Below are 17043 nucleotides of genomic sequence, written 5' to 3'. Positions count from 1 at the left end.
GAATAATCATACTGAGATTTGAAGAAGGAAGAATGAAAATTTGGATAGAATCAAACGGAATTACGGTCTTTTCACAACCATTGCGATGATCATTGGGATCTGCATCGGTTCCGGCATCTTCTTTAAGAGTGATAATATCCTCGCCGCTACCGGCGGAAGCGTTCCGCTTGGTGTAGCCGTCTTTTTGCTGGGTGCCACCAGTATCATATTCGGCGGACTCTGCATCAGCGAGCTTGCCTCTCGTACCGACCGCCCGGGGGGCGTTATCACTTATGTTGAAGAATTTGTAGGTGAAAAGTATGCCTGTGGCATGGGCTGGTTTCAGATATTTGTTTATTTCCCGACTATTACGGCGGTTGTTTCTTGGGTTGTGGGAATTTATATCTGCCTTTTGTTTAGCTGGGACGGTACGCTGGAAAATCAGATGCTGGTCGGGTTCCTCTTTTACACTTTCTGTTTTTTGATGAATTCGCTTTCTGCAAGGCTCGGCGGTGGATTTCAAAACCTTTCCACTATGGTGAAAATGATCCCTCTTGTTGTAATTGCCGTGTTCGGCCTCTTTTTTGGCAATCCTTCCGCAGGATTCCAGAGCTTTCCGGTGCAAAAGCTGGAAGGTGCCGAGTGGCTTTCGGCCATTGGCCCGGTGGCTTTTTCCTTTGACGGATGGACAATCTCCACTTCTATTGCTTCCGAAATCCGCGACTCGAAAAAGAACCTGCCGAAGGCGCTGGTTATAGGGCCGCTAGTCATTCTGGCAACCTATGTCGCTTATTTTATCGGCGTTTCCAGCTTGCTCCCTCCGCAAAAAATCATCGAAATGCAGGATGCGCACGTTTATGCGGTTGCAAATAAGCTGTTCGGCAGTCTTGGTGCAAAATTAATCCTGATCTTTGTCATTATTGCGGTAATGGGAACGGTTAACGGCATTATCCTTGGATACATTCGGATGCCGTACTCCATGGCGTTGCGCGGCGAAAAGGTGTTTCCGTTTTCGAAGTTCCTGGGAAAGCGCTCCGAAAAGCTGGACATGCCGGTGAATTCGGCTGCTTTTTGTTACGGTGTGACCCTGTTCTGGATGGTAGTGCATTTCTTTACCGTAAAGTTTTCTGTGCTTCCCAATTCCGATATTTCGGAAATCTCTATTGCAATGAGCTACCTGTTCTATATTGTGCTTTATTACAAGGTGTTTTCGCTGTATCGGAAGGGTGATATTCAAAGCGCTTTCCGCGGTGTGGCCGTACCGCTTTTTGCAACGCTTGGCTCCGGGTTTGTCCTTTCCGGCGGGCTGCAAAGCAAGTTGTTTTTGCTTTACGCGGGAATCTGCATTTTAACGGTGATGATCTCTTTCCTTTACTACAATTTTCATCAGATGCAAAAACAGGCCTGAAACATTTTGATTCAGGCCTTATTCTTATTTACTGGTAATATTTTATTGCATATTTATGTTATATTAAAAGTTAGGGTGTAACTTCAGGTAGAAGAAAAGAAAATGTATACGATGGATAAGGAAGCTTAAAAGCGGTGTAAACTACCCATTTTATGAATAATAAAAAGCAAATTAAGCATTAGTCTAACACCTTGAGTCATTCGCCGCCGTTTCCGCATAATCCAGTATATGGCTTATTGGAGGAAATGGAATGCAATATTATGTGGTGCTGCAATTAAATATACAAAACGGACAGTGGATTCGTGCAGGAGAAATCCATGTTATTCCATGGGCTTTCCGTGACTTGATTGCTGCGTCCAGCGGATGGGTTATTTTGAACGAGGAAAATTTTGGCCCGGCGAACGATTTTATTTCCCGTCTCCAAAAGGGAGTTTATGAGCTGTCGCAGTCTCCGGATTCCTATCGGCGCTTCGAAGTGGAGCATGGGTTTGGGACGATTCAGGAAACCCTTCAGTTTTACGAAGGCCTTCTCAATGACTGTAAAGATCATCCCTCGTTTGATCTATATGGATATATCGGTGGGAAAAAATAATGCTGCTTTAAAAAATGTACCCTCTGTGAAAAGCAGAGGGTACATTTTTATGTGGTCAGATTTCGTAGTCGGCGCATTCCCTGCCGCAGGTAAGCGAATGTACAATTTCCTTTATCGCTACATGCGCGGGATGCATTTGGTACTTTTCCTGCGCTTCTTTTGAATCAAATACGCAAAGTAGTACCAAATCGTATTTTCCCCCGTTGTAATTGCGTCCGACCTCAATTGCTTTCAGTCCGTCCACAACACCCAGCAGCGACTTGAACCGATTTTGCAGGTCGGCTGTGATTTTCTCGCTGTCCTTTTTAGCGTCTTCATTCAATGCCCACATGACGATATGCTTGACCATAAATCTCACCTTTATCTTTTTTTCTATTATACCATATCTTGTAAGAAAATGGAGATAAAATATTCTATCGAAAGCGGCTCCGGAAGTGTACGCTTCCAGAGCCGCTTGTTCTTAAAAAATTCAATTATAGGGAGAACACATTCAGACCGGTTTCATCATCCGGCTTGCGCCCGACATTCCCCGGCAGGGTACGGATGAACATTTCGCATGTGCCGCTGATTACTGCTTCGTTCAGATGCCCGCCGACAACATGCCCGTCAGCTCCCGCAAAGTTCGCGTGAAGATGCAGGTATACCTGACCTTCCTGTTCGGTAACATTGCCGGTAAGGGAGGTCATTTCCATTTCCCCGTCAAACGTGTTTTTATAATATTTTTTCTCTTCCACCCGATAAAGTCCGATGACCGCGTGGTCAACCGCGCCGATTGCGGAAACGCTTGCGAGCCGGATGTTCTCCTTCTCGCAAATGGTTTTCAGGTTTTGCAGGATTTCTTCCCCGCGGTCGATACGGGCGACAAGGGTGTCTCCGATTCTTTTGTACTCCATAATTTGCTCCTTTATCGTTCTTAGCGCAGCATTAGTTTGCCGTCGGCGTAATCAACGGTCAACTCGGTTCTCGGTTTTAAATCCCGGGCAATAATTGCTTTTGCAATCAGCGTTTCCACCTTGCTTTGGATAAAACGCTTTAAGGGGCGTGCGCCGTAAACTGGGTCGTAACCCTGGTCGACAATATAGTTCTTCGCCACCGGCGTCAGTTTTACCGTCAGTTGCTTTTCTTCCAGCCGGCGCCGCAGGTCTGCGATCAACAGTTCGACGATCTTGTCAATTTCCCTGCGGGTAAGCGGCTTGTAGAAGACGATTTCATCCAGACGGTTCAGAAATTCCGGCCGGAACTGCTGTTTCAGCAAGGCGTTTACCTGTGCTTTTGCATCCTCGCTGATTCGGCCGTTCGAATCTATTCCGTCAAGAATGCAGCTGGAGCCTAAGTTTGAAGTCAGAATGATGATCGTATTTTTAAAGTCTACCGTGCGGCCCTGTGAATCGGTGATGCGGCCGTCGTCGAGCACCTGAAGCAAAATGTTGAATACATCGGGATGCGCTTTTTCTACCTCGTCGAAAAGGACGACGGAATACGGATGCCTGCGAACCGCTTCGGTGAGCTGGCCGCCTTCCTCGTAACCAACATAGCCTGGAGGCGCCCCGATTAAGCGGGATACGGAGTATTTCTCCATATATTCCGTCATATCGATTCGCACCATATTGCGCTCGTCGTCAAACAGCGCCTGCGCCAGTGCCTTGGCAAGCTCGGTTTTGCCCACGCCGGTGGGCCCGAGGAACAGGAACGAGCCGATCGGGCGGTTCGGGTCTTGGATGCCCGCGCGGGAGCGCATGATCGCTTCGGTTACCTTTTCCACGGCTTCGTCCTGCCCGACAACGCGCTGATGCAGGATGTCGTCCAGCTTGAGCAGCTTTTCACGCTCACCTTCCATCAGCTTGGCAACTGGGATGCCCGTCCAGCGGGCGATGATTCTTGCAATTTCTTCGTCGGTTACCCGGTCACGCAGCAGGGAACCGGTTGCCTGTGTTTTCTCCGCAATCTGTTCTTCCGCTTCCAGCTGCTTAGTCAATTCGGGCAGCTTGCCGTATTTGTATTCCGCCGCTTTGTCAAGGTCATAATTGCGCTCCGCTTTTTCGATTTCCGCGTTGACCCTCTCGATTTCCTCACGCAGCTTTTGAACCTTGGAAATCGCCTGCTTTTCGTTTTCCCATTTTGCCTTCATTTCCTTGAACTTTTCGCGCAGATCGGCCAGCTCTTTTTGAATTTCTTTCAAATGTTCTATTGAAAGCGAGTCGGTTTCCTTTTTCAAAGCCGCTTCTTCAATTTCATGCTGCATGATTTTGCGCGAAATTTCATCGAGCTCAGTCGGCATGGAGTCGATTTCGGTGCGGACCATGGCGCATGCTTCATCCACGAGGTCAATTGCCTTATCTGGCAGGAATCGGTCGGAGATATACCGGTTCGACAGTACCGCCGCGGCGATTAGTGCCTGATCCTGTATCTTTACGCCGTGGAAAACCTCGTACCGTTCCTTTAGGCCCCTTAAAATCGATATGGTATCCTCCACGCTCGGTTCTTCCACCATAACCGGCTGGAAACGCCGTTCGAGCGCAGCGTCCTTTTCAATATACTGATGATATTCGTTCAAGGTGGTAGCTCCGATACAATGCAGCTCCCCGCGTGCGAGCATGGGCTTCAGAAGATTGCCCGCGTCCATGGAACCTTCGGTCTTTCCTGCGCCGACGATGGTGTGCAGCTCGTCGATAAACAGGATAATCCGTCCTTCGCTTTTTTTGACTTCATTGAGGACGGCTTTCAGCCTTTCTTCAAATTCGCCGCGGAACTTTGCGCCCGCAATCAGCGCGCCCATATCGAGCGAAAACAGCTTTCTCTCTTTCAAGTTGTCCGGAACATCCCCCCGCACAATCCGAAGGGCAAGCCCCTCGACAATGGCGGTTTTGCCAACGCCCGGTTCGCCGATCAGCACGGGGTTGTTTTTGGATTTACGGGAAAGGATGCGGATAACATTGCGGATTTCTGAATCCCTTCCGATTACGGGGTCGATTTTATGATTTTTTGCAAGCATTACCAAATCCTGCCCGTATTTTGAAAGCGCGTCGTAGGTTTCTTCCGGTGTATCGCTGGTTACCCGGGTGTTTCCGCGGACGGTAGAAAGCGCGGAGAGAAATTGATCCCGGGTGATGCCGAAAGAATCAAAAACCGCGCGCACAGCGGAATTCGGCTTATTTAAAATGGAAAGCATGATATGCTCAACGGAAACGTATTCGTCCTTCATGCGCTCGGACTCTTTTTCCGCTTCGACCAGAACGGCGTCAACGTCTGCGGAAACGTAAATTTTTCCCGGTTCGCGCCCCGGACCGGTTACGCCCGGAAGCTTTGCGACCTGTCGCTTTACGCTGTCCAGCACCGCTTCCGTGGGAATGCCCATTTTTTTGAAAAGCTGGGGGATCAGGCCGTTTTCCTGGGATAACAGCGCCTGAAGCAAATGCTCTTCCTCAATTTGCATGTTGTTATTCTGAATCGCGATATTCTGCGCTTCCTGAATGGCTTCTAGTGATTTCTGCGTGAATTTTTGAGCGTTCATAAAATCCTACCTCCTTATTTACAATTGTTCAAATCACTTCACTAATTTTTACATAACGGGAATAATTTTCTTCGATTGCTTCCTCTGCCGCTTCCAAATCATCCAACCCGGAAAAATAGAGCTTCAGGTTCTTATCAAAAGAGCGGATATAATCGGATATGGCAGCCGCAAGATTTTCATTGGTTCGCTGGGATTCGTCGCGCGGCAGAAGGAACTGCCGTGTGTACCGGCCTGTTTCCACCTCGCACAATACCTTTCCTTCCGGGAAATAGGACGCGATATACTTGTTTTCCAGCGCGGACCAAAAAACAAAGAAATCCGTTAGAATCGAAAGAAGGGACTGGCTCTGCGTGCGCGCAGAAACCCGCAGCTCGCCGAGGGTCGGGCCGCAGAGGCGGTATAGTTCCAGCGTATAGCGGATGGTCGGCTTGTACCGATACCGAAGCGCGCTGCGTATCGAGATCATGGTATCGCTCGGCTGGAATTGGATCTGAAAACTGCCCAGTCCCGTCATCAGTCTGTCCACGCTTTCAAAAATATCCCGCATTCGCATTTCCGGCGTTGGGCAGGAAAGATATTCTGCAAGAATCTGGTTAATCAGGTTGCTGCGACTAGTGTTTTTCTCATACGCCATTTTATCGACTGCATCCACTACCTCATCAATCAGCACAAGACTATATACATTTCGATCCATCCTGCTCATCCCAATCAAATTTTTTTGCTAACAATAATATTATATTAAAATTATATAACTTGTCAATACAATTATATAATTTTGAAAGCAAAATTGAGATGGCGCTCCGAATAAAAATTCGTAAACTTAGTACAAATCCTTCCCATGAAGTTTTTCAGCCCATAACTCCCGAAGGGTTTCCACACGTCTGAAAATTCCTTGTTTGTCTAGGTTACTTTTTTCGAAAGTTCTTCCAGTACTGTAAAGTCAAAAGCGGCATTTCCGTATTTGCGCCAGTCTTCCGTTAATTTCAGGTTTATACAGGAGCCGATTTCTTTCGCAAATGCAAAGCGGTTCCTGCTCCCCTGCAGATCGCAGGTGGAAAGCAGAAGCATTTTCCCGTTCTGCCTGTTCACAATGGCGTAAATTCCGCCGACAACTTTTCGTCCCTTATAGGCAGCCGTCAGCTCCTTTTTATTTTGCTTATCCACTTTAATACCCCATCTCTTTCAGAATGTGTGAAAGTGTTTTTAAACGTTCACTAATGAACTCGTCATTGTCGCTGAGCACCTGTGTGAAGAGTTTAATATCCTCATCAATCATGGGGTTATCCGTGCAGACAGACACCGTCATTGCGTCCCCTTGAAGGCCGATGCGGTCGATTGTAGTATGCTCCGGATCGTACAGCTTTTCAAAACGGTAGGAATCTGCGCAGAATTGTTTTGCCCTGCAAACCAGGATGGCAAGATATATGCTTGGCAGAGATAATTGTCAAGGTTTAAAAATATCTTTTCTATAATTTTTTTGATAAAACTAAAATCATTTGAAAGAATTATTATTGATTTTGGATGAAAATTAGGATATAATGAATTTTCTAAGTTGGAATTTATGCTGATGTCAGTCGAGCAGTTACATTGACAAAAAAGGTTGATAAGGTAAATGAAAAAATTTTTAACAGCAGTGCTGGCGATATCAGTCTTGTTTGTATCTTCTTTTTACACAACTGCCTATGCAGCGTCAAATCCCATCAGTTCATTGAAGGATAATAATTCCTACAGTGAGACGTATTTTGATAATAATAATAAACTACATGTCAAAAGCAAATTAATTGAATTTACACCAGATTATCAGAAGTTTGTTACTGTAATTGGTGTTCCTGGTGATGCCAATCAAATATTAGCAAGATCGTCTGTTGGTAAAGAAGTGGTATATACAACTTTGCATAGGGACGGGACTTTTGAAATTGAAGTACAATGTTATGCACCAGAATTAATAAAATATGGTACAATACACGGACTGCGAACCTATGGGGCAATAGGCTCACGTAAATATGGGGCAAATTTAAAGGCCTCTAATTTTACTCCAGGACCTGTTCTGACATTCGAACACAATTTTACGGGTATGTCAACTTATCACAGTGGAACTCAATATATCGAAGTTGGCCCTGGGGAGCTCACATTGGTAAACGGAGCGGGAAGCTTTACAAGCTTCACCACAGACGTGGATATACAGAATTTCAATTAGCGTAAGGAAGATTTAATATGTATGTAACTGCTTTTGACTGGCATGATTTTACGGGGCTGTACAAGTATTCGGACAGCAGGCCTTCCGGATCCTGTTTATGGAATAAAGAGAAGAACCTGATTGACTGCGTGTTTACGGATGGAACGGAGATTCAATTTTCTCCCAGCGCAAAGTCCCTTTCGAAGGAAATACAAAGCAGTCTGCCGCTGCAATTTGCATTCATGAATTCTGCAATTTACGGAAGCACATCGGGAGAAATTGCTTTTTCAGACAGGCTTGGTACGGAAGAATTTAAACATATGGCCTCGGTTCTTGTGAAATGCTATCAACAAGTCAAATTTTATCTTCGCAATGGAGAACTGTATAAAATCAGGGGAGGGGACCTCCTGCCCTATGCGAGAAAAGTATACCGGCAGCTCTTCCTTTCCGGAAAGCTCCATCCCTGTATTCTGCTTCTTGCATCCCGGGCGGGCCGGATAACGTCCCCGGACTCTTCGCTGACCTTATTTGAAGTACATGAAACGAAATATCAGGAATCGGACATTTCAAGCGATGTGGTTGAATTTGCTTCCTTTCTTAAAAAACGCAGCGAGGCTTTCGATGATATTATATCCATTTCTTTTTACGGCTACTCCTTTGAAGAATGGTCTCATAACGATACGATCAATTATATTCTCTCTCAATTTTCAAGAAATTTTTATATAGAGGAAAATGGAACAAACTGTTCCTATGGTTTTTATCTTCTGTAAAGAACAGTTCTAAAATCTGAAATTAACGAGTACTTTAAAAAACCATATAAATTATGGTATTCTAAAATAATCAAACGGGTGAAGCGGAATTTCCGCTTCACCCTCTTCTTTCTCATTCGTGAAAGCCTTTGCCGATGATTTCGCTTGTATTGGATATCAAAATAAACGCTTCCGGTTCGACCCTCTTGATGTAACGCCGGAGCTGTACCGCCTGCGGACGGCGCAACGCGGTTAAGACTACATAATTATGTTTGTGTGAATATGCGCCCTTTGCATCCAAAACGGTAGCGCTTCGATGGAGTTCATTCACAATATAATCGCAGATGGTATTCGGATTTGAACAGACCACGTTAAAATACTTCGCGAGATTGATGCTTTCGATAACGTTGTCGATCGCAAGTGATTTGGATAAAAGTCCGAGTGTTGAAAACAGCGCGGTTTTAATATCGAACACAAAAAACGCCGAAAGAGTGATCAGCACGTCGCTAAAAAATAATGCCCTGCCGATGTCGCAGGTCGAATATTTTTTCAGAATTAAAGCGACGATGTCGGTACCGCCGCTGGAAGCGTCAATATTAAATAGGAGCGCGGAACCAAACGCCGGCAGCGCCACGGCAAATACCAGATCCAGCATCGGCTGGTCGGTTAACGGCTGGCGCAGGGGGTAAATTTTTTCTAGTGCGGAGAGGCACCCCGAAAGCAGCATACTGGAGTATACGGTTTTTAAAGTAAAGCCCTTCCCGATAAAGATGAAACCAAGAATCAGCAGAAGGACATTCAGAATCAGGTTTACTGTACCGGGGGTAAACGGAGTAATCCTTCCGATTACAACGGAAATGCCGGTAACTCCTCCAAAAGTAAAGTTATTGGGGAATTTAAAAAAGTAAACACCCACAACAATAAAAAGAGTGCTAAACGTAATTAGCGCATATTCTTTGGCAATCTTCTTGATTTTCATAAATTCCCCTTATTTACTGTTTATTTTTATCCTTACCTATTTTAGCAAAAAAATAAAAGAAATCAATCCGTAAAAAAATAAAAAAGCCCTTTACAAATTAGGGAAGACGTGCTAATATATAAAACAAGAACAGTAATTATTATTATTTTGAGGAAGCGAATATGGAAAGAAAACAAAATTATAGCAGAAAACGCGAAGCCATTTTAAAAGCGATACGGAGTACGACCATCCATCCGACAGCGGAATGGGTTTACCAGAAGGTGAAACCGGAATATCCGGATTTAAGCCTGGGAACGGTTTACCGTAATATCGCGCAGTTTAAGAAAGATGGTACCATCCTCAGCGTCGGTATCGTAAACGGGCAGGAACGGTACGACGGAAACGTTAATCCACACACGCATTTTGTCTGTTCCTGCTGTGGAGCTGTGATTGATATTCCCGGCAGTTTTATCTCATCAAGCACAAACTCTGAAATTGCCGAGAAATTCCATGTTCGCGTAGATTCTAGCGAGGTACTGTTCCGCGGAATCTGTTCCAATTGTTTACAAAGGCAAAGGCCTTTCTAAAATACTAAATTGATAATGGAGGATAAGAAAGATGAAAAAATTTGTATGCTCAGTATGTGGTTATGTTTATGAAGGAGAAGAAGCTCCCGCTGCTTGCCCGCAGTGTAAGGCGCCAAAAGAGAAATTTGTGGAGCAGACGGAAAATGCTCCCTTTGCCTGTGAACATCAGGTTGGCATAGCAAAAGGAATTGATAAAGAAGTTTACGACGGTTTGGTAGCGAATTTCAACGGCGAATGCTGTGAAGTCGGTATGTATATTGCCATGGCGCGTCAGGCTGACCGCGAGGGCTACCCGGAAATTGCCGCAGCGTTCAAGGAGTATGCGTATCAGGAAGCGGATCATGCCGCCCGTTTTGCGGAAATGCTTGGTGAAGTCCTTACCGACAGCACGAAGAAGAATCTTGAGATGCGTGCGGAAGCTGAAGCTGGAGCCTGCTCAGGGAAACTCGAACTTGCGAAGAGAGCCAAGGAGCTCAACTACGATGCGATTCACGATTCCGTACATGAAATGGCAAGGGACGAAGCACGCCACGGCGCAGGTTTCAAAGGTTTGCTGAAGAGATATTTTAATTGATTATAAGACTCTCCTTTACATGTGCGTCTGAAAACCGGTGCGGTACGGCCGTGCCGGTTTTCTTTTTCAGTTTCGGGGCAGGATAGAAATGGGAAAAGTACTCGCCGAAAGGCTTGCCATTTTAAAAGGGAATGGGCTATACTAAGATTATGATGTTGCAGAATATGAAGTGGTTGAATCAGCAAGAACAGTCTGCTTGCTGCTGTATGTTTCTCAGTAAGCTTTGGTGACCGCTTTGGAGGATCTATGGAATATTATGATATTGGAATTATTGGTGGCGGCGCGGCCGGGCTGATGGCTGCGGTCTGCGCGGCGCAGGAATGCAGAAAAAACCGGATACCAGCAAGGATTGCCGTACTGGAAGCGAATCCGCGCGTCGGCAAAAAGCTGCTTGCAACCGGCAATGGGCGCTGTAACCTGACAAACCGCAATCTTTCCGCCGAGCATTACCACGGGGACACAGACCTTGCAATGCCGCTTTTCAAGAAGTATACGACGCAGAGAATTATCGATCAGTTTTCCTCGCTCGGCCTGCTGTGCAGGGAACGGGAGGAAGGGCGTATTTATCCGAATAATTTACAGGCTTCCGCCGTATTGGATATCCTGCGCTTTCAGCTTGAAATCCTTGGCGTGAAAAGCCTTACGGATTTTCACGCCGCTACTGTGAAAAAATCGGGAGCGACTTTTACGGTTCATTCCCAGTCCGGTGCCGTTTCTGCAAAGCGCCTGATTTTTGCCTGCGGGGGAAAGGCGTATCCGCAGTTTGGCTCCAACGGAAGCGGTTATCCAATCCTGAAATCATTGGGACACAGCCTAACCGAGTTGTTCCCCGCCTTGGTACAGGTAAAAACTGATCCCGCCCGCGCAAAGCCCTTAAAGGGCGCAAGGAGCGCGGTTTGCGCAACGCTCCTCGCCGGGGGAAAGCCCGTAAAAACCGTTTGCGGAGAAGTGCAGTTTACGGAAAACGGGCTTTCCGGCATTTGCATTTTTGAACTGTCCCGTTTGGTGGGAGAACTGAAAGCGGCAAAAAAACTTGAAATCGCCCTGGATCTTCTTCCGGATTATACAGAGGAAGAGGTATTCGCAATGCTGAAAGCGCTGCGGGAAACCCTCGGTCTGATGCCGGCTGAGGAACTTCTGGGCGGCTGTGTGAACAAGCTTGTCGGCCGTGGGGTGATTCGGGCGGCTTTGCGTCGTATCCCCCGTCAGGCGAATGAATATTGCACGGACGACTTAAAAGCGATTGCAAAAACCGTGAAAGACTTCCGGTTTGAAGTGACCGGAACGCTTTCGTGGAAGGACGCGCAGGTAACCGCTGGCGGGGTGCCGCTAAAGGAAGTGGACGAAAACCTTCAGTCCAGGTTCTGCCCCGGTCTTTATCTTGCGGGCGAGCTGTTAAATATTGACGGCGACTGCGGCGGCTTTAACCTGCATTGGGCTTGGAGCACCGGCATGGCGGCGGGAACCGCCTGCGCTTTATCATTACGGAAAAATAAGGGTGGGACATGATTCGAATATCGGAAATTCATTTAAAACTGGATGGCAGCGAGGAAGATTTAAAAAAGCAGGCGGCGGCCCGTTTGAAGGTTGCCCCCGAAAAGATCAAATCCTTAAAGTTGTATAAAAAATCAATCGACGCGCGTAGGAAAGACGACGTTCATTTTATCTGTACGGTTGAGGTGGACTGCGATTTGAAGTTTCTGCCGAAGGACCCCAAAATAACGAAGGTCGAGCCGTATCGTTATCAGCTTCCTGCGGGGAAGCCGCGCACCTTGCGGCCCGTGGTTGTCGGTTTCGGCCCTGCAGGCCTTTTTGCCGCGTTGATTTTGGCACAGGCAGGGTGGCGCCCGATCGTTTTTGAGCGCGGGAGCGCAGTTGAAAAGCGAAAGGAAGAAGTTGAACACTTTTGGAAAACGGGAAAACTGAATCCCGGCTGTAACGTCCAGTTCGGCGAAGGCGGGGCGGGCACTTTTTCAGATGGGAAACTGAATACCGGCACAAAGGATCCCCGTTCCCGCAAGGTTCTGGAGGAATTCGCCGCAGCCGGCGCGCCGCCGGAAATTTTGTATATGGCAAAGCCCCATATCGGGACGGACCGGCTGCCGGCTGCGGTAAAGGCAATCCGCGAAAAGATTCTTTCCCTTGGCGGGGAAGTCCACTTTGATACCGTCTTAAAAAAGATTATTCTGAAAAAAGGAAAAGTGACAGGCGTGGAGGTGCAGCCGCAGGACGGCTCGTCCTTCACCTTGGATGCCGACCGGCTGATTCTCGCGGTGGGGCACAGCGCGCGGGACACCTTTGAAATGCTGTATTCCCTCGGCATACCGATGGAGCAGAAACCGTTTTCCGTCGGCGCCCGGATCGAGCATCCGCAAAGATTGATCGACCATGCGCAGTACGGAAAATTTGCCGGCCGCCCGAACCTCGGCGCGGCTGACTACAAGCTGGCGGTGCATTTGGAAAACGGCAGGGGTGTTTATACCTTTTGCATGTGCCCGGGCGGCAGCGTTGTCGCCGCGGCAAGTGAACCGGGGCGCCTTGTTACGAATGGAATGAGCATTTTTGCGCGCGATGGAGAAAACGCGAACGCGGCGTTGCTGGTCGGTGTTGGCCCGCAGGATTTCGGCGATGACCACCCGCTCGCCGGTATGACGTTCCAGCGCAGGCTGGAAGCGGCAGCTTTCCGTCTCGGTGGAGAAAATTATCATGCTCCGGCGCAGCGTGTGGAGGATTTTTTAAAGAGGGTTCCTACCAAAGCTCTGGGGGATGTAAAGCCAACCTATCGCCCCGGCGTTACGTTGTGCAGCTTGGACGACTGCCTGCCGGATTTTATCACTAATTCCATGCGGCAGGGGATTCTACAGATGAACCGGAAGCTGAAGGGTTTTTCTTTTCCGGACGCATTGTTAACCGCCGTTGAAACCCGAAGCTCCTCTCCGGTGCGCATGCTGCGCACAGAGAAGTTCCAATCGCCATTGGCGGAGGGGCTTTTTCCATGCGGCGAAGGCGCGGGTTACGCGGGCGGCATTATTTCCGCCGCGGTGGATGGAATCAAATGCGCAGAGCAGGTTATTCTGGGGGTTCAATAGAAAACGGGTGTCCCGCAGCTTGCGGGGCACCCGTTTTTTAAATTCTCGCTACTCTGTGGCATCGGTTAGCATATCCCGGATGTAATTCGGAATTGCAAAGCTGCCGACATGAACGTCTGTGTTGTAGTACCGGGTTTTTAGCCCAAGCGCTTTCCATTTTGTGGACTGTAAATCGGAAACCGGATCCAGCCCCTTGGAGGCAAAGCCGAACACCCAGTTCCCGGATGGATAAGAAGGAATCTGTGCCTGATAAATCCGGCAGACCGGAAAAATTTCCCGCATGCGTTGATACGCCCGTTTCATGAATTTGGAATAATCCGCGTAATACGCGCATTCCTGCTGATTTACCAGAATGCCGTTCTCCTTCAGCGCGTTGCAGCAGCTTCCGTAAAATTCTTTGGTAAACAGCCCTTCGCCCGGGCCGGACGGATCAGTAGAATCCACTAGAATCAGGTCGTATTCCTTTTCCTTTTCGCGGATAAACTTTAACCCGTCTTCAAAAGAAAAGGAAACGCGGGGGTCGGAAAGGTTTTGGGATATCCGGGGGAAATACTTGCGGCTGACCTCCAGAACGCGCTCGTCCAATTCCGCCAGATCAATCCTTTCAATCGAACGGTACTGGGTCAGCTCCCGGACGGTACCGCCGTCGCCGCCGCCGATCACCAAAACGTTTTTTATGTTGGGATTTACCGCCATCGGCACGTGCACGATCATTTCGTGGTAAATAAATTCGTCCTTTTCCGTCAGCATGATTTGGCCGTCAAGAGTTAGAAGACGCCCGAATTCATCCGATTCAAACACGTCGATGCGCTGATATCTGCTTTGCTCGGAATGAATCTGTTTTTCCACCCGGATGGAAAAACGGACGTCCTTTGTATGTTCTTCCGTAAACCATAAGTCCATATCTTTACACATCCACTACTTTTAGATTTTCAATCGTGATGTCTTCCGTTCCCGACAGAAAGCATCCCTTCGCTTTTGCATAGAGAATATAATCGATGATTTCTTCCGTTATCCGCTCGCCCGGCGCCAGAATCGGGATTCCCGGAGGATAGCACATGACAAATTCGGCGCAGAGGCAGCCCGCCCCTGCTCGGATGGAAACCATCTTTTTCTCCGCATAGAACGCGTCCTGCGGGGTCATTTCCACCTGAGGGCTGATGTATTCGTGGTCGAACATTCCGGATGGGTCCTTTGCATACCGGCGCTTGATTTCCGCCAGCGCGGCGACCAGCCGTTCAATCGTAAATTCGCTGTCGCCGGGGGAAATAATCGCAAGGATATTGCCTATGTCGCCGAATTCAATCTGAATGCCGTATTCATCGCGAAGGATATCGTACACTTCAATGCCGGCAAGGCCGATATCCCTTGTAAAAACGGAAAGCTTTGTGGTGTCGAAGTCATAAACCGCTTTGCCGTCGCAGAGTTCGGTGGAAAACGCATAGTATCCCCCGATTTTGTTAATTTCTTCCCGCGCGTACTGCGCAAGGGAAACGACCTTTCGGAACATGGCTTTCCCGTCCAAAGCAAGATTGCTGCGTGCAATATCCAATGAGGTCAGCAGAAGGTAGGATCCGCTTGTTGTCTGCGTCAGATTGATCGTCTGGCGGACACAGCCGGGATTCATCCTCTTCCCCGTTAACAGAAGGGAGCTCTGTGTAAGCGAGCCGCCGGTTTTATGCATGCTGACAGCCGCCATGTCCGCGCCGCAGGACATGGCGGAAGGGGGAAGACCTTCGCCGAAATAGAAATGGGTTCCGTGCGCTTCGTCCGCAAGCACTAGCATATTGTGCGAATGCGCCAGCTCCGTAATGGATTTTAAATCGGAGCAGATCCCGTAATAGGTCGGATTATTTACCAGAACCGCTTTGGCGTCCGGATTTTGTGAGGCCGCTGCTTTTACATCCTCGAGTGTCATTCCAAGAGGAATGCCGAGCCGGGCGTTTACGCCCGGATTCACATAGACGGGCTGTGCACCGCATAAAATCAGCGCGTGGATTGCGCTAATGTGCACGTTGCGGGGAAGGATGATTTTGTCGCCCCGTTTGCAGGTCGCCAGAATCATCGACTGTACGGCCGCCGTTGTTCCGTTTACGATGAAAAAGGCGTTTGCGGCGCGGAATGCATCTGCCGCCAGTTCTTCCGCTTCCTTAATAACGGAAACCGGATGGCAGAGATTGTCCAGCGGCTTCATGGAATTTACGTCCACCGAAAGGCATTGTTCCCCTAAAAACTGGGTCAGCCGGGGGTTGCCGCGCCCCTGCTTATGGCCCGGCACGTCAAACGGGACAATACGATCCATACGGTATTTATTGAGGGCCGTCAAAATCGGCGTTTTTTCCTGAGACAGATGATTCATTTTTCCTCACCCTCTCAGTAAACATTGGTGCCGCTGAAAATTTCAATCATTTCGCGCCGCAGGCTGTCGGTTATGGTCAGCCGCTGCATGGGCGGCAGCTCATAGGAATCGGTATTGAATAAATAATTCTGTAGAACGATTTCCTTAATCAGCATTTTTGTATGGAAAATATTCGCCTGATAGACGTTGATGTCGGTTGCGTCATATTTCTTTAAAGTTTCTTTATTTATATAATCCTGTATCGAGGTAATATCATGGTCAATAAATAATTTCTTGCCGTTCACATCCCGAGTGAAGCCACGCACGCGGTAATCAATGGTAATAATATCGGAATCAAAGCTGCCGATTAAATAGTCGAGCGCGTTTAAAGGTGATATTTTCCCACAGGTTGATACGTCAATATCCACGCGAAAAGTTGCAATCGAGTTGTCGGGATGGTATTCCGGATAGGTATGCACGGTAACATGGCTCTTGTCCAGATGAGCGACTACCGTTTCGCGGCTGTCCTGCAAATCACAGAGGCTGTGGCTGCAGGATTTGTCGATCATGTGCCTTGGAATGGCTTCTTCCGAAATTAGAAGTGTAACGGAAGCGCCCTGCGGGTCATAATCCTGTTTGGAAATGTTTAGGACATGCGCACCTATGATATCGGTCACATCGCATAAGATTTTCGTTAATCTTTCCGAATTGTATTGCTCGTCAATATAAGCAATATAGTCCTTTTGCTCTCTCTCACTTTTTGCATAGCACACATCGTAGATGTTGAAGCTAAGTGTTTTTGTGAGGTTGTTAAAGCCGTATAAAGCCAGCTTTTTTTCCAACCCTAACACCACAACCTTTCCTATTGAAATTTTTTCAAAGAAAAGCCAAACGATCTCCCTGCGATGTAAGATTGGCGGAAGCTGTTCGGCTGAAACGGAATTTTACACAGTATAGCATATCCTCTTTCATATATCAATAATTCTTATAAATATAATAATAGGTAATTTTTAACAAATAAATACAGTAGTAAAAAAAGCCGCATGAATACAGGACTCATGCGGCTTTCCATGTATTTGGAT

At 47.6% G+C, this 17043-nt stretch carries 17 protein-coding genes and 1 pseudogene; 8 read left to right on the top strand and 10 right to left on the bottom strand.

Going from position 1 to position 17043, the window contains the following annotated elements:
* Positions 1 to 40 precede the first annotated feature (40 nt).
* Both P9B68_RS08530 and P9B68_RS08525 read left to right on the top strand, forming a co-directional pair.
* A complete protein-coding gene (locus P9B68_RS08530) occupies positions 41 to 1387 on the top strand; it encodes an APC family permease (RefSeq protein ID WP_243112886.1) in 1347 nt (448 codons plus the stop codon).
* A gap of 250 nt (positions 1388 to 1637) precedes the next feature.
* The gene (locus P9B68_RS08525; protein ID WP_135656538.1) at positions 1638 to 1979 is read left to right on the top strand and encodes a hypothetical protein; all 342 of its coding nucleotides are present in this window, start codon (positions 1638 to 1640) and stop codon (positions 1977 to 1979) included.
* 55 nt (positions 1980 to 2034) lie between these two features.
* Here the strand turns inward: P9B68_RS08525 and P9B68_RS08520 are convergent, their stop codons facing one another.
* From P9B68_RS08520 to P9B68_RS08495, 6 genes and pseudogenes are all read right to left on the bottom strand, one after another.
* Positions 2035 to 2328 (bottom strand): Dabb family protein, encoded by a 294-nt coding sequence (locus P9B68_RS08520; RefSeq protein WP_135656540.1) that lies wholly within the window; start codon positions 2326 to 2328, stop codon positions 2035 to 2037.
* 124 nt (positions 2329 to 2452) lie between these two features.
* A complete protein-coding gene (locus tag P9B68_RS08515; protein WP_135656545.1) occupies positions 2453 to 2872 on the bottom strand; it encodes a PPC domain-containing DNA-binding protein in 420 nt (139 codons plus the stop codon).
* 20 nt (positions 2873 to 2892) lie between these two features.
* Positions 2893 to 5490 carry an ATP-dependent chaperone ClpB gene (gene clpB / locus P9B68_RS08510; protein ID WP_277668852.1) on the bottom strand — a complete coding sequence of 866 codons (2598 nt, stop codon included), beginning with the start codon at positions 5488 to 5490 and terminating at the stop codon, positions 2893 to 2895.
* A gap of 28 nt (positions 5491 to 5518) precedes the next feature.
* Entirely contained in the window at positions 5519 to 6184 is a 666-nt protein-coding gene (locus tag P9B68_RS08505; protein WP_277668851.1) for a ribbon-helix-helix domain-containing protein, read from the bottom strand.
* 206 nt (positions 6185 to 6390) lie between these two features.
* Positions 6391 to 6654 (bottom strand): GIY-YIG nuclease family protein, encoded by a 264-nt coding sequence (locus P9B68_RS08500; RefSeq protein WP_277668850.1) that lies wholly within the window; start codon positions 6652 to 6654, stop codon positions 6391 to 6393.
* Between the two features lies 1 nt (position 6655).
* A pseudogene (locus P9B68_RS08495) lies at positions 6656 to 6910 on the bottom strand (DUF6530 family protein); the annotation flags it as partial.
* 192 nt (positions 6911 to 7102) lie between these two features.
* On the opposite strand from P9B68_RS08495, the gene P9B68_RS08490 reads away from it, so the two are divergent.
* Positions 7103 to 7687, top strand: coding sequence for a hypothetical protein (locus tag P9B68_RS08490; protein WP_277668849.1), 585 nt, complete (start codon positions 7103 to 7105; stop codon positions 7685 to 7687).
* A gap of 17 nt (positions 7688 to 7704) precedes the next feature.
* Entirely contained in the window at positions 7705 to 8436 is a 732-nt protein-coding gene (locus P9B68_RS08485) for a hypothetical protein (protein WP_277668848.1), read from the top strand.
* 112 nt (positions 8437 to 8548) lie between these two features.
* On the opposite strand, the gene P9B68_RS08480 is transcribed toward P9B68_RS08485, so the two are convergent.
* Positions 8549 to 9394, bottom strand: a complete 846-nt coding sequence (locus P9B68_RS08480) for a YitT family protein (protein WP_135656567.1) — start codon at positions 9392 to 9394, stop codon at positions 8549 to 8551.
* A 161-nt stretch (positions 9395 to 9555) separates the two neighbouring features.
* Here P9B68_RS08480 and P9B68_RS08475 point away from each other — a divergent pair, with 161 nt between their 5' ends.
* The 4 genes from P9B68_RS08475 to P9B68_RS08460 all read left to right on the top strand — a co-directional run bounded on the left by P9B68_RS08475 (position 9556) and on the right by P9B68_RS08460 (position 13623).
* On the top strand, positions 9556 to 9960 hold the full coding sequence (locus P9B68_RS08475; RefSeq protein WP_277668847.1) for a Fur family transcriptional regulator: 405 nt from the start codon (positions 9556 to 9558) through the stop codon (positions 9958 to 9960).
* A 31-nt stretch (positions 9961 to 9991) separates the two neighbouring features.
* On the top strand, positions 9992 to 10534 hold the full coding sequence (locus tag P9B68_RS08470; RefSeq protein WP_135656578.1) for an NADH peroxidase: 543 nt from the start codon (positions 9992 to 9994) through the stop codon (positions 10532 to 10534).
* 246 nt (positions 10535 to 10780) lie between these two features.
* A complete protein-coding gene (locus P9B68_RS08465) occupies positions 10781 to 12043 on the top strand; it encodes a BaiN/RdsA family NAD(P)/FAD-dependent oxidoreductase (RefSeq protein WP_135656580.1) in 1263 nt (420 codons plus the stop codon).
* Entirely contained in the window at positions 12040 to 13623 is a 1584-nt protein-coding gene (locus P9B68_RS08460) for an NAD(P)/FAD-dependent oxidoreductase (protein WP_135656582.1), read from the top strand. Before P9B68_RS08465 ends, P9B68_RS08460 begins: the two co-directional genes overlap by 4 nt.
* A 48-nt stretch (positions 13624 to 13671) precedes the next feature.
* On the opposite strand, the gene speE is transcribed toward P9B68_RS08460, so the two are convergent.
* From speE to speD, 3 genes are read right to left on the bottom strand one after another with little or no spacing between them, the layout of a single operon-like run.
* The gene (speE, locus tag P9B68_RS08455) at positions 13672 to 14526 is read right to left on the bottom strand and encodes a polyamine aminopropyltransferase (protein ID WP_135656584.1); all 855 of its coding nucleotides are present in this window, start codon (positions 14524 to 14526) and stop codon (positions 13672 to 13674) included.
* Positions 14527 to 14530: 4 nt separating this feature from the next.
* Positions 14531 to 15982 (bottom strand): aminotransferase class I/II-fold pyridoxal phosphate-dependent enzyme, encoded by a 1452-nt coding sequence (locus P9B68_RS08450; protein ID WP_277668846.1) that lies wholly within the window; start codon positions 15980 to 15982, stop codon positions 14531 to 14533.
* A 14-nt stretch (positions 15983 to 15996) separates the two neighbouring features.
* The gene (speD, locus tag P9B68_RS08445; protein WP_207669524.1) at positions 15997 to 16815 is read right to left on the bottom strand and encodes an adenosylmethionine decarboxylase; all 819 of its coding nucleotides are present in this window, start codon (positions 16813 to 16815) and stop codon (positions 15997 to 15999) included.
* Positions 16816 to 17043 lie beyond the last annotated feature (228 nt).

It is taken from the genome of Caproiciproducens galactitolivorans, assembly GCF_029266045.1.
Lineage (GTDB): Bacteria > Bacillota > Clostridia > Oscillospirales > Acutalibacteraceae > Caproiciproducens > Caproiciproducens galactitolivorans.
Note: the sequence above shows the minus strand (reverse complement) of the source record. Positions and strands in the feature narration are given on the sequence as shown.

Bases quoted from the DNA above. Each gene is read 5' to 3' on its own strand.
- P9B68_RS08525 (WP_135656538.1), top strand. From the start codon at position 1,638: ATGCAATATTATGTGGTGCTGCAATTAAATATACAAAACGGACAGTGG.
- P9B68_RS08520 (WP_135656540.1), bottom strand. From the start codon at position 2,328: ATGGTCAAGCATATCGTCATGTGGGCATTGAATGAAGACGCTAAAAAG.
- P9B68_RS08515 (WP_135656545.1), bottom strand. From the start codon at position 2,872: ATGGAGTACAAAAGAATCGGAGACACCCTTGTCGCCCGTATCGACCGC.
- clpB (WP_277668852.1), bottom strand. From the start codon at position 5,490: ATGAACGCTCAAAAATTCACGCAGAAATCACTAGAAGCCATTCAGGAA.
- P9B68_RS08505 (WP_277668851.1), bottom strand. From the start codon at position 6,184: ATGGATCGAAATGTATATAGTCTTGTGCTGATTGATGAGGTAGTGGAT.
- P9B68_RS08490 (WP_277668849.1), top strand. From the start codon at position 7,103: ATGAAAAAATTTTTAACAGCAGTGCTGGCGATATCAGTCTTGTTTGTA.
- P9B68_RS08485 (WP_277668848.1), top strand. From the start codon at position 7,705: ATGTATGTAACTGCTTTTGACTGGCATGATTTTACGGGGCTGTACAAG.
- P9B68_RS08480 (WP_135656567.1), bottom strand. From the start codon at position 9,394: ATGAAAATCAAGAAGATTGCCAAAGAATATGCGCTAATTACGTTTAGC.
- P9B68_RS08475 (WP_277668847.1), top strand. From the start codon at position 9,556: ATGGAAAGAAAACAAAATTATAGCAGAAAACGCGAAGCCATTTTAAAA.
- P9B68_RS08470 (WP_135656578.1), top strand. From the start codon at position 9,992: ATGAAAAAATTTGTATGCTCAGTATGTGGTTATGTTTATGAAGGAGAA.
- P9B68_RS08465 (WP_135656580.1), top strand. From the start codon at position 10,781: ATGGAATATTATGATATTGGAATTATTGGTGGCGGCGCGGCCGGGCTG.
- P9B68_RS08460 (WP_135656582.1), top strand. From the start codon at position 12,040: ATGATTCGAATATCGGAAATTCATTTAAAACTGGATGGCAGCGAGGAA.
- speE (WP_135656584.1), bottom strand. From the start codon at position 14,526: ATGGACTTATGGTTTACGGAAGAACATACAAAGGACGTCCGTTTTTCC.
- P9B68_RS08450 (WP_277668846.1), bottom strand. From the start codon at position 15,982: ATGAATCATCTGTCTCAGGAAAAAACGCCGATTTTGACGGCCCTCAAT.